The following is an 11,106-nucleotide window of genomic DNA, read 5'->3' on the forward strand; positions in this document are numbered from 1 at the left end:
GCGGTTTCGGTAACGCGGACGGATACGCGTTCGATGTAAAGGGAGGCTCGGGTGGACGCCGATGACGACGTGTAATACCAATCCGTCCTCCGTTGCGCCACGAAGTACCAACGAGACCGTGTCGGGCGTCCACCTTCCGGTGGAGCATGCAAACAGGGAAGTCGAGACCGTGCGCAGAGAAAAGAGCTACCTCAGACTCGTCGGGTCGAGCACTCCCACGATCGAGGTTCTGGGCGGCCCCAGAAACATCACCGTCGAAGTGGACAACGTTTTTCCGGGTCAGGTATGCGAGGTCCTGCACAACGGCATGCTGTCGCTGAGCCCGCGTGTCGTCGTGGAAGACAATGCGACGAGCATCACCATCACCACGTTCGCGCTCAAGCCGGGTGAATACAACGTCTCGCTGCGTCTGGACGGACGCCTGGATTGCGTCACCGAACCGCAGACCGCTGTCGTCGGCGAGCAGTTCGAGGTCCGACGTAGCTCTTAGGCCGGACGACGGACCGGTCATTCCAAGACAGCGAAGCGGCGCGTAGCTCAGGTGAGCTACGCGCCGCTTCGCTTCGTTGTCGGTCCTCGCTGCCGGCAGGCCGCGCCAGTCAATGGCAGGTGCTGCCGGGATCGGTGTGGCAATGCTTCGGCTCCGATGGTGCGACGTCGAGTGAGGGGTTGCGATCGAAGAAGCCGAAAGGCTTGAGCCAGAACGAGACGGTGTCGGATGGCATCACCGGCCAGTCCTCGGGCCTGGTGATGTGATGGATGCCGAAGGTGTACCAGACCACCACATCGGTGTTCTCGATCGACCGGTTCTTCTCGGTCCACTCGGGCAGGCCGTGGTCGACGCCGCTCTGGTTGACGAATTCGCCACTGGGCCAACGCTCGTCGGGTGAATTGGGGGTGACCCACACGGTGTGACCGATCACCTGGGAACGCTGGAAGATCGGCGAGGCCGGATCGAACATCGCCGGAATCGCCGAGCCGGGCACCAACTTGTACGCCGGCCGGGTGCCGAGACCATTGGTGACGTTGTCGTTGACCACCTTCCACGCCTTCTGCGTGTTCCAGTCGTAATCCTGCTTGCCCTCGGACTCGGTGGTGAGCGGGGTGTTCACTTGTGTCAGGGCAAGGCCGTACGGATTGTCGGGACCCATCGGCACCATCTGGGTCTGGCTGGAATAGACGGTGTTCTCGGTGCCGTCGATGTCCAGATCGAGCCGGGCGACCAGGAAGTGCTGGTGGTAGGGCGCATACGTGCGATTGTCGATCAGCGTGCCCGACGGATGGGCACCGCCCTCGTCGAAGTGGGTGACGACCATGATGCCCGTCGCGCGAACCTCGCACTCGATGTTGCCGTCCTGGTAGAACCGCCAGTAGACGAGGTACTCGTAGTTGGCGACCGTGGCGTGGAAGCTGACCGTGAGTCGCCGCATGCGCCGTACTTCGGCTCCGGCGTCGTGATCGACGTGCTTCCACAGCACGGCATTGTCTTCCTCGTGGATACAGATCGCATTGGTGATCGTGTACGGCTCACCCTTGCTGTTGTGCAGCACCGCGTCGAGGTAGCGGATCTCGCCCAGGCAGTCGCACCCGAGCTCGAGCGAGGTGGTCATGAAACCCAGGCCCCACTCGCCGATGTCGAATGCGGTGCGCCGATAGTGATCCTCGGTGTGGTCGCGATACGGAACGATCATCTCTGCGAACGACATTCGATTCGCGACGGACCGCACGTTCCCGTTGTCGTTGTAGCTGACGGCGTGCAGCGTCATACCCTCGCGGTAGTTGAATCCCACCCGCAGCGACCAGTTCTGCCACGTCAGCTTGTTTCCGTCCAGCTCGAACGACGGGCCGTCCGGCTGGGTGATCTCGAGCGGCTTCAGCGGCGGACGGCTGCTGGCGTTGCGGATACGCTCCGGAATGTGGCGAGGCACGTACTCGCCCATGATCTCCGGGCGCTCGACGCGGTACGTGTCCTCGATCTCGAGCAGTTCCATCGTGTTGGCGTCGATGACGCAGTGGAAGCCGCCCACCGGCCCCGCGTACGGATTGGCACCCTCTGCGGCTTTGACCCACGTGTCGGACCAGCCCAGGCGTCGACCCTTGTATTTCTCGGGCGTCACCGCCTCGCCGTACGTCCAGGTGTCCATGAACACCAGATCGAGATCGGTGATCCCGCGATCGGCAAGTGCGGCAATCACATCGGGGTGCGCGCGCAGCGCCGCGTCGGCCTCTTCCCACTCGTCGACAGTGAAGTTGGGCTGCACGTCGGGGATGTGGGTCCAGGATTCGGTGCTCCTGTTGTCCAGCGACACCACGGCTTTGAACGTGCTGTTCTCGGCTCGGTTCAACACCACCGAGACTGCGCGACGGGCAGGGGCGGTACCGTCCGCATCGAATGCGGCCACCTCGGACTTGGACGGTTCGATCATCTCGATCGAGGCGAATCGCCACCCGTCGCCGACGCCGTGTTCCCGGCCCAGAACCTCGGCGACGGTAGAGAACTCGTCGCTCGAGAGTGGGTCCAGGGGATGGAATGTCATCGAAGAGTCTCCGTCGAGCTCATCACGTGCTTGATACGGGTGTAATCGTCCACGCCGTAGGCCGAGAGGTCCTTGCCGTAACCGGAGTACTTGAAGCCGCCGTGCGGCATCTCGGCCACCAACGGGATGTGGCAGTTGACCCAGACTGCGCCGAAGTCCAGAGCCGCCGAAATGCGAAGCGTGCGAGCATGATCGGACGTCCAGACGCTCGACGCGAGACCGAAGTCCACGTCGTTGGCCAGCTCGATCGCCTCTGCCTCGTCGGAGAACTTCTGCACCGTCAGCACCGGGCCGAACGTCTCCTCCTGCACGATGGGATCGGACTGCTGCACGCCCGTGATGATCGTGGGCTCGTAGAAGAATCCCCTGTCGCCCATGCGCTTTCCGCCGGTGACGATGGTGGCGTGCGCGCCGATGCCGTCGACCTTGGAGCTGACCTGACCGAAGTGGTTGACGTTGTTCAGCGGGCCGAGGAAGGTGTCGGGGTCGTCGGGCAATCCGACCTTCAGTGTCTTCGCCTTGGCGACGAGTGCGTCGACGAGCGAGTCGTGTACCGACTCGTGAACCAACACGCGAGTGACCGCCGTGCAGTCCTGGCCGGCGTTGAAGAACGCGGCCTCGGCGATGCCGTCGGCGGCCTTGGCGATGTCGACGTCGTCGAACACGATGGCCGGTGCCTTGCCGCCCAGTTCGAGGTGTGCGCGCTTGAGTTGCTTGGCAGCGGCGACGGCGACGGCGATTCCTGCCCGCACCGAACCGGTGATCGAGACCAGGCCGGGCGTTTTGTGTTCGACGATGGCTGCGCCGGTGCCGCCGTTGCCGAGAACGATGTTCAGCACCCCGTCGGGGACGATGCCCTTGGACAGCTTTGCCAGCACCAGGGTGCTCTCGGGGGTGGTGTCGCTCGGCTTGAGAACGACGGTGTTGCCGGCTGCCAGCGCAGGCCCGATCTTCCAGATCGCCATCATGAACGGGTAGTTCCACGGCGTCACCTGCCCCACGACGCCGATCGGCTCGCGGCGTACGTACGAGGTGAACCCGTCCATGTACTCGCCGGCCGACTTGCCTTCGAGCATCCGCGCAGCCCCGGCGAAGAACCGAATCTGATCTGCTCCGACGGTGACTTCCTCGGCGGCGATGGTGGCCTTCGGCTGACCGGTGTTACGACTCTGCGCCTCGACGATCTCGTCGCTGTGGGCCTCGATGGCATCGGCGAGCTTCAGCAGGACCTTCTGGCGCTCACTCGGAGTCGTCTTGCCCCAGGTCTCGAAAGCTCTGGCGGCCGCCGACATTGCGGCGTCGACATCGGCAGCATCGGAAATCGGAGCGCGAGCGACCACCGACTCGTCCACCGGACTGACGACATCGAGCATCTCGGTACCCGAGGGCGTCACGAATGCCCCGTCGATGTAGTTCTGCAGGACAGGCACCGTCATCACAACCCCTAGCGTCGACTATTTCGGTTCTGCAAAGCCTGCACCCGCGGGCGAGACTTTGCCACCCGACAAGATGTACACGACGACGCGAGCAGTCAGGACGAAACGTCGGTCTTCTCGGCCAGAGCCCTGACACCGGCGATGTAAGTGTCCAGACCGAGCCTCTCGAACGCTGCCCGTGCACTGACGTCGCTCAGATACGAGGCTGCGGCGAGGATGTTGGGAAACTCGTCGGGATCGAGGGAGTTCATCGTTTCCGCCACTTCGTGCTCGACGTGTGCCCGACGCTCCGGCTCGACATCCACACCGGTGAACAGGGGCTCCGTGATCAACGAGATAGCGACTCGAACGCCGTGACGGGCCAGCTGGGTGGCGTCGGACAGGGAGAAGCCTGCCTTGCCCAGAAGTCTCAGGCTGAGCTCCATTGCCGCTCTGCTGTTGGGCGAGAACAGCATTCGTGGAACGACGATGGTCGCTGCTCCGGGATGTGCGCGCAAAGCGCGCATGAAGTCCTCGAGCACGGTGCGGAGTTGCTCCCACCACGATGCCGTGGGATCGACGGTGATCTCGAGATCCTGGCAGACGCGGTCGCCCATGGCGTCGAGCAGTTCGTCTTTGTTCTTCACATGCCAGTAGATCGCCATGGGAGAGACGCCGAGTTCGGTGGCGATCTTGCGGATGGTGAGCGAGTCCAGTCCGCGTCGGTACGCGACTTCGAGCGCGGCGTCGACGACGGCAGTCCTGGTCAAGCGAGGCACCGGCAGAACTATACAGGCGTACGAGTCGGTGTTAGCGTGACTTGTACTTAGTACGAGAAAGGGGTGCACGATGGACGACGTCATCCTCGTCGGCGGTGGGGTGATGAGCGCGACGCTCGGCACGCTGCTGCAACGAGTGGAGCCGACCTGGTCGATTCGGGTCCTCGAACGATTGCCCAAGGTAGCGATGGAAGCCTCCGACGGGTGGAACAATGCCGGGACCGGCCACGCCGGCCTGTGCGAAACCAACTACACGACGGAGAGATTCGACGGCTCCGTCGATATCGACCGGGCCGTCGCGATCGCCGAGCAGTTCGCCGTGACGCGACGCTTCTGGTCGACGCTGGCCGACACCAGCTTCGTACGTTCGGTGCCGCACATGACACTGGTGCAGGGGGCGGAGAACGTCCGATCGCTGCAGGCCAGGCATCGAGCGTTGACCGCGCATCCGCTGTTTCGAGCCATGGAGTACACCGAAGACGCTGCGGTACTGGACGAGTGGGCACCGCTGGTGTCGGCGGGACGAACAGGCGACTGGGCAGCCACCCGAGATGCGACCGGAACCGACGTCGACTTCGGTGCACTGACGCGGCAGTTGCTGGGGGACATGAGTGGACGTGGTGCGCGTGTGGAGACCGGGCGGGAGGTGACCGGGATGAGTCAGGAACGGGACGGATCCTGGTCCCTGCGAGTGCGCGGTGGCCGATCGATCGAGCGCGCGCGATTCGTGTTCGTCGGTGCCGGCGGCTGGGCTCTGAAGCTGTTGCGCAAAGCAGGGATTCTAGAGGCCCGCGGTTACGGACTACTACCGATCAGCGGGCAGTTCTTGCGTTGTGATCGGCCCGAGGTGGTCGACAGACACGACGCGAAGGTCTACGGAACTCCGCCCATCGGAGCGCCCCCGATGTCCGTTCCCCATCTCGACACCCGCATCGTCGACGGGCGGCGGTCGATACTCTTCGGACCGTACGCGGGCGCGAATCCTCGGTTTCTGAAACACGGATCGTGGCTCGACTTCCCGACGTCGATCGACCGGCACAACATCGGGTCACTCCTGTCGATGGCAGGCAACAACACGCCGTTGATAGGTCTGCTGCTGTCGGAATTGACGGCCACCCGGGCCAAGAAGATCGCTGCGTTGCGCCAATTCGTACCGAACGCCGATCCGTCGGACTGGTCCGTGGTCCCCGCCGGACAGCGCGCCCAGATCGTCGTGGACGGGCAATTGCGTTTCGGTACGGAGGTGATCGCGTCGCGGGACGGCTCCATCGCCGCCGTGCTCGGCGCTTCGCCCGGCGCCTCCACCGCTGTTCCCATCATGTTGGAGGTATTGGGTCGATGTTTTCCGGAGCGCCAGTGGAATGGTCGACTTCAGGAGATGCTCAGCGGATAGCCTGTGGCAGTGCGAAACACCGAGGTCGGATACCAGCAGATCGCCGACGACACCTGGGCCTTCATGCGTCCACCGGGCAGTTGGGGGCAGACCAACACCGGGCTCGTCGTCGCACCCGGTTCGGCGTCGATGCTGATCGACACCGTCTGGGACGTGAACTGGGCCGAGAGGGTCGCCGCCGACACCGCCGAGTTGGTTGCCGCCGCACCCATCACCGAGGTCCTCAACACGCATTCGGACGGTGATCACTGGTGGGGAAACGACAGCGTGCCCGCCTCCGCACGCATCACCACCAGTGCGGCGTCGCTGCACGCGATGAAGGAGGAGACACCACCGAAGGGTGTATCCACGTTCGCGTCCTTCGGCAAGGCAGTCGGCTGGGTGCCGGGGCCGATCGGTGCGATGGGCTCCTACATGAACCGTGTTCGCGGCGATGCGCTGTTTCCGTCGGCGCTGCCCCGCCTGCCTGATCACACATTCGAAACCACCGAAACCATCGACCTAGCAGGACGATCGGTACACCTGCGCTACCTCGGTCCGGCGCACACCGCGGGCGATCTCATCGCTCACCTCCCGGACGCGGGGGTCGTGTTCGCGGGCGACCTGCTCTTCATCGACGCCACCCCGGTGCTCTGGCACGGCCCTCTGCAGAACTGGATCGACGCCCTCGACCACCTCCTCGAACTCGACGCCGACGTGTACGTTCCCGGGCACGGACCCCTGTGCGGCACCGACGAAATACGCGCCGTGCGCAGCTACTGGACCTGGGTGGCCGAGGCCGGACGAGCGTGCTTCGACGCGGGACTCGGTTCCACCGAGGCCGCCCTGAACCTGCTCAAATCACCCGAATTCGGGCACTACGCGCACTGGGATTCGCCCGAGCGACTCATCCTCAGCATGAGCACGCTCTACCGCCTGTGGCGAGGCGAACCCGCTGCGCCACCCACGCTGACGCGTCGAGCACGCGCGTTCGCGGACGCGGGGCGCTATCTCCGGGAGCGCTAGTGTCAGCCTTCCGGTGAGAATGCCGGTTACCGGGCTCCGAACTCTTTCGTCAAGGACGCGGCGTGCGCGAACAGTGGGGTCGGATCCGGTTGTTCTGCAGACGGTTCGAGTACGAGGGTGGTAGCGCCGGCATCGATCCAGCGCTGCAGGTTGTTCTTGGAGGCATCGGAATCGGATCCAACGGCGACATAGACGACGATGTCGTGACCCGGCCCCGCGGCGATATGTCCGACGGCAGTCCTCAGCTGATCCGGGTCCGTCTCGCTCGTGAGAATGGTGCCCACACTCCTGCGGCCGCTGAGAGCAAGAGTTTTCGGGCCTGTCGCCCCGACGAGCAGCGGAGGTGCCTGCAGCGGAGGCCAATCGAGCTGCACATTGTCGAGCGAGACGTACCGACCCTGCACCGTGACGCTCTCGCCCGCCAGCAGCGCGGTGAGCGCTGTCATCTGCTCGTCGAGCAACGTCAGCGGAGACTGCACTCGCGCGCCGATCTGGCCCATCCACGACTGGACGCCATGGCCGAGTCCCACGCGGAACCGACCCGGATGGACCCGGGCGACGGTCGCGATCTCCATGGCCGCCGACGCCACGTTCCGCATCGGAGTGGGCAACACCCCGATGCCGACGTTCACGCGATCGGTGCTCGCGAGAATCAGTGCAGCAGTGGATATTCCGCCGGAGAAGAAGCAGTCTTCCCACAGCCACACCTCGTCGACGCCCGCGGCATCGGCTGTGCGCGCCGCATCGACCAGTGCCTCCGGGGCGATCTCGGGTCTGAGTACAACGCCGATTCGGGTCATGGGAATTCTCTCTCTTTCAACGAACGAGGTACGGGGACACCGAGCTTCGGTGCTCGTCTATGTCGAGATCCTTGCCCAGCGGCGGGAACGCACGTTGCGGGCAGTTCGAGCGTTCGCAGACCCGGCAACCGGCTCCGATCGGAGTCGCGACCGCCGAGCCCTGCACGTCCAGTCCATCGGCATAGACGAGCCGTCCTGCATGGCGCAGTTCGCAACCGAGACCGATGGCAAACGTCTTGCCGGGCTGACCGTATCGAGCGGCACGGCGTTCCACCGTCCGCGCGATCCACAGGTAGTTTCGGCCGTCGGGCATCTCGGCGATCTGCGTCATGATCTTGCCGGGATACGCGAACGTCTCGTACACGTTCCACAGCGGGCACGTGCCGCCGCTGGAGGAGAAGTGAAAGCCAGTGGCGGACTGACGTTTCGACATGTTTCCGGCGCGATCGACCCGAACGAACGAGAACGGAACACCGCGCATCTCGGGGCGCTGCAGCGTGGAGAGTCGGTGGCAGATGGTCTCGTAACTCACCGAGAAGAAGGCCGAGAGCCGCTCGATGTCGTATCGGAAGTCCTCGGCGACATCGTGGAACTGGTGATACGGCAGCACCGTCGCGGCCGCGAAATAGTTGGCGAACCCGAGCACGGCCAATTTCTTCGATGCCTCGCTCGTGAAGTTTCCCTCGTCGGCCATCTTGTTCAACAGATCACCGCATTCGAGATACGCGAGCTCGGCGGCGAACTTGAACACCTTCTGCCCGCCGGAGAGGTGGGGAGAAATCTCCAACACCCGCGTCTGCGGATCGAACCGATGCAGCACATTCTCACCGAGGTCGATGCGATTGACGATCTGCACGTCGTGCACCGTGCGCAACCGCTTCGCGATCTCGCCGCCCACGTCCGCGCGATGGAACCGGATTCTCGACGTCAATGCCTCTGCGGCGGTATCCAATTCGTGCAGATAGTTCTGTCGTTGATAGAAGTAGTCGCGCACCTCCTCGTGCGGCTTGCTGATGGAGCCGCTGCCACTGCCGTCGGAGAATCGTTCCTCGGTCGCTGCCAACAGCTGAGCCGTCGTATTGCGGTATCGGCGATGCATATTGACCATGGCCCGAGCCAGCTGAGGGTGCGAGCTGACCATCTGCGCGATCTCGTGCGGATCGGCGTCGATGCCCATGTCCTGATCGAGTGCGACCTCGCGTAACTCGGCAACCAACCTGGTGTCGTCCTCGGAGGAGAAGAACGAGGTGTCGACGCCGAAGACCTCCGAGATGCGCAGCAGTACCGGAACCGTCAACGGACGCACGTCGTGCTCGATCTGGTTGAGATAGCTGGCCGAGATTCCCAGCTTCTGCGCCAGAGATACCTGGCTCATGCTGCGTTCGCTGCGGAGCTGCCGAAGGCGAACGCCGACGAAAGTCTTGGACACGGTTGCCAGGCTACGCCTGCGAAGATTCGGCTTAACACCGTTCGCAACTAGCTGTTGGGTCACGATTCGGTGACCGTCGGGAACATTAGCCGAAGTAAAGGCGTATACCGATATACGAGCTATTCATCACGCACCTCGAGGAGCGGTCATGTCCAATCGTCAGCGCACATCGGAAATCGTCAGGGACGTCGTCGTCTTCATCACCGGAGCCGTTCTGGTCGCCTCCACCGTCTGGCTCCCCGTCCAAGGAGACCAAGAAGTCACCGGAGCCATCCTGGTGCTCGGTATCCTCGCGGCATCGTCGGCGCTCTGGGCCATCGGATCCGCCTCGAGGCAGAGCCACTGGACCCACGTCGGTCTCGGTGTTTTGCTCGCCGTCTCACCCGCGCTGATGGTCTTCCCCTCCGGATTGCTGGCCGCGGACCTGTTCGCCATCGTCGGCGGACTCGTGATCGCTGCCATGGGTGCGCTGGGAGTGGTTGCGTCGCGCCGGGCGCCGGTCACCTCGCGAGTAGTGGCCTCCAGCGACGAGCACACCGGCGTTCGCATCTGAGCCTTCTCTGCAACTGATGCTCCACTCGCCGGGACTGGCGCGATGAATCCCGTGCGCGGCCCAGCGAGTGGAGCATTGTGTGCAGTCATCGCCGTGTCGGACACTGCGACCGGCCTGATGCAACTGGTGCTCCACTCCCCGGGACTGGCGCGATGAATCCCGTGCACGGCCCAGCGAGTGGAGCATTGTGTGCAGTCATCGCCGCGATGCCCGTCGTCGTCGAATCACCGCTGCGATCTCGCCCGCAACGCGATCGGGTGCAGTGAGCACATCGAACGCCGAGTAGCGCAGCACCAACCAGCCATCGAGGACCAGCGTGTTCTGTCGTCGACGATCCTTGCTGAATACGGCTGCCGCACTGTGGAATTCGCGACCGTCGACTTCGATGATCGTTCGGCTGCGGCGGTCGACGAAATCACACACGAACGGTCCAACTGCAGCGTTCATCTCCAGGCGCAGGCCGAGCCGATGCATTGCGCGGCCCAGGGCGCGCTCGGGCTCCGACGCAAATCTCGATACCGCGAGCCGCACCTGACGAGCCAGCTCGACGTTCCCGTGCCGACCCGGGAATCGGTCGAGTAGGCAGAGCAGCGAAGCCGGGTCCATTCCGAACTTCAGGCGCTCGTCGATCAGCAACTCGGCATCGGGGCGGGGGAGTAGCGCCAGGCAGTCGAGCATCGTCTGCGCAGAGATGGTGCAGGGCAACGTCGCGACCTCGTCGACGAGCGTGGAGTCCATGTCGCGACGGTGCAGCCGAAGCCAAGACGGAGGTCGCAGCCGCGCAGTTCGGGGGACGGTGGCGTCGAGCATTGTCGGTTCGGTGGTCCAGCCGCGCAGGTACGCGGCCGATGGATGACTGAGGACGGCGTCGGGTCGCCACAGCGTGATCGCCCGGCATCGGTCCATCGTCGACGGCTCCCCGCGCATATGGACCGTCGGCAGGACGCGCGTGAAGCGACGCGAGATGGTGCTGGGGTGAAGCCCTGCGGCGACGAGGTCCCTCCAAGTGGTGGGAGTGGAGCCTGCGGAATGACCTGTGGGGGTGGGAGTGGAGCCTGCGGAATGACCTGTGGGGGTGGGAGTGGAGCCTGCGGAATGACCTGTGGGGGTGGGAGTGGAGCCTGCGGAATGACCTGTGGGGGTGGGAGTGGAGCCTGCGGAATGACCTGTGGGGGTGGGAGTGGAGCCTGCGGAA

At 64.2% G+C, this 11,106-nt stretch carries 10 protein-coding genes; 4 read left to right on the forward strand and 6 right to left on the reverse strand.

Features of this window, described 5'->3' with window-relative positions:
- Positions 1-61: 61 nt before the first annotated feature.
- Positions 62-490, forward strand: a complete 429-nt coding sequence (locus QM588_RS19905; protein ID WP_283315882.1) for a hypothetical protein — start codon at positions 62-64, stop codon at positions 488-490.
- Positions 491-599: 109 nt separating this feature from the next.
- Here QM588_RS19905 and QM588_RS19910 read toward each other — a convergent pair whose 3' ends face one another.
- The 3 genes from QM588_RS19910 to QM588_RS19920 form a co-directional block, all read right to left on the reverse strand.
- Complete coding sequence (locus tag QM588_RS19910) at positions 600-2,537, reverse strand: primary-amine oxidase (protein ID WP_283315883.1); 1,938 nt, start codon at positions 2,535-2,537, stop codon at positions 600-602.
- Positions 2,534-3,973, reverse strand: a complete 1,440-nt coding sequence (locus QM588_RS19915; RefSeq protein ID WP_283315885.1) for a gamma-aminobutyraldehyde dehydrogenase — start codon at positions 3,971-3,973, stop codon at positions 2,534-2,536. Before QM588_RS19915 ends, QM588_RS19910 begins: the two co-directional genes overlap by 4 nt.
- Positions 3,974-4,068: 95 nt before the next feature.
- Positions 4,069-4,731, reverse strand: a complete 663-nt coding sequence (locus tag QM588_RS19920; RefSeq protein ID WP_283315887.1) for a TetR family transcriptional regulator — start codon at positions 4,729-4,731, stop codon at positions 4,069-4,071.
- A gap of 70 nt (positions 4,732-4,801) precedes the next feature.
- On the opposite strand from QM588_RS19920, the gene mqo reads away from it, so the two are divergent.
- Positions 4,802-6,124, forward strand: a complete 1,323-nt coding sequence (gene mqo / locus QM588_RS19925; RefSeq protein ID WP_283315888.1) for a malate dehydrogenase (quinone) — start codon at positions 4,802-4,804, stop codon at positions 6,122-6,124.
- A gap of 9 nt (positions 6,125-6,133) precedes the next feature.
- Positions 6,134-7,129 carry an MBL fold metallo-hydrolase gene (locus tag QM588_RS19930; protein ID WP_283315889.1) on the forward strand — a complete coding sequence of 332 codons (996 nt, stop codon included), beginning with the start codon at positions 6,134-6,136 and terminating at the stop codon, positions 7,127-7,129.
- Between the two features lie 26 nt (positions 7,130-7,155).
- On the opposite strand, the gene QM588_RS19935 is transcribed toward QM588_RS19930, so the two are convergent.
- Both QM588_RS19935 and ramB read right to left on the reverse strand, forming a co-directional pair.
- Positions 7,156-7,929 carry an LLM class flavin-dependent oxidoreductase gene (locus QM588_RS19935; protein ID WP_283315891.1) on the reverse strand — a complete coding sequence of 258 codons (774 nt, stop codon included), beginning with the start codon at positions 7,927-7,929 and terminating at the stop codon, positions 7,156-7,158.
- A gap of 16 nt (positions 7,930-7,945) precedes the next feature.
- Entirely contained in the window at positions 7,946-9,358 is a 1,413-nt protein-coding gene (ramB, locus tag QM588_RS19940; RefSeq protein ID WP_027498407.1) for an acetate metabolism transcriptional regulator RamB, read from the reverse strand.
- Positions 9,359-9,506: 148 nt separating this feature from the next.
- Between ramB and QM588_RS19945 the strand changes: the two genes are divergently transcribed.
- Complete coding sequence (locus tag QM588_RS19945; protein WP_283315894.1) at positions 9,507-9,911, forward strand: SPW repeat domain-containing protein; 405 nt, start codon at positions 9,507-9,509, stop codon at positions 9,909-9,911.
- Positions 9,912-10,106: 195 nt separating this feature from the next.
- Here QM588_RS19945 and QM588_RS19950 read toward each other — a convergent pair.
- Positions 10,107-11,106 (reverse strand): DUF559 domain-containing protein (locus QM588_RS19950; RefSeq protein WP_283315896.1); only part of this gene is annotated, 1,000 nt, incomplete at its 5' end.

It is taken from the genome of Rhodococcus sp. IEGM 1354, from assembly GCF_030056855.1.
In the GTDB taxonomy this organism is placed as follows: Bacteria; Actinomycetota; Actinomycetes; order Mycobacteriales; family Mycobacteriaceae; genus Rhodococcoides.

Bases quoted from the DNA above. Each gene is read 5' to 3' on its own strand.
- QM588_RS19905 (WP_283315882.1), top strand. From the start codon at position 62: ATGACGACGTGTAATACCAATCCGTCCTCCGTTGCGCCACGAAGTACC.
- QM588_RS19910 (WP_283315883.1), bottom strand. From the start codon at position 2,537: ATGACATTCCATCCCCTGGACCCACTCTCGAGCGACGAGTTCTCTACC.
- QM588_RS19915 (WP_283315885.1), bottom strand. From the start codon at position 3,973: ATGACGGTGCCTGTCCTGCAGAACTACATCGACGGGGCATTCGTGACG.
- mqo (WP_283315888.1), top strand. From the start codon at position 4,802: ATGGACGACGTCATCCTCGTCGGCGGTGGGGTGATGAGCGCGACGCTC.
- QM588_RS19935 (WP_283315891.1), bottom strand. From the start codon at position 7,929: ATGACCCGAATCGGCGTTGTACTCAGACCCGAGATCGCCCCGGAGGCA.
- QM588_RS19945 (WP_283315894.1), top strand. From the start codon at position 9,507: ATGTCCAATCGTCAGCGCACATCGGAAATCGTCAGGGACGTCGTCGTC.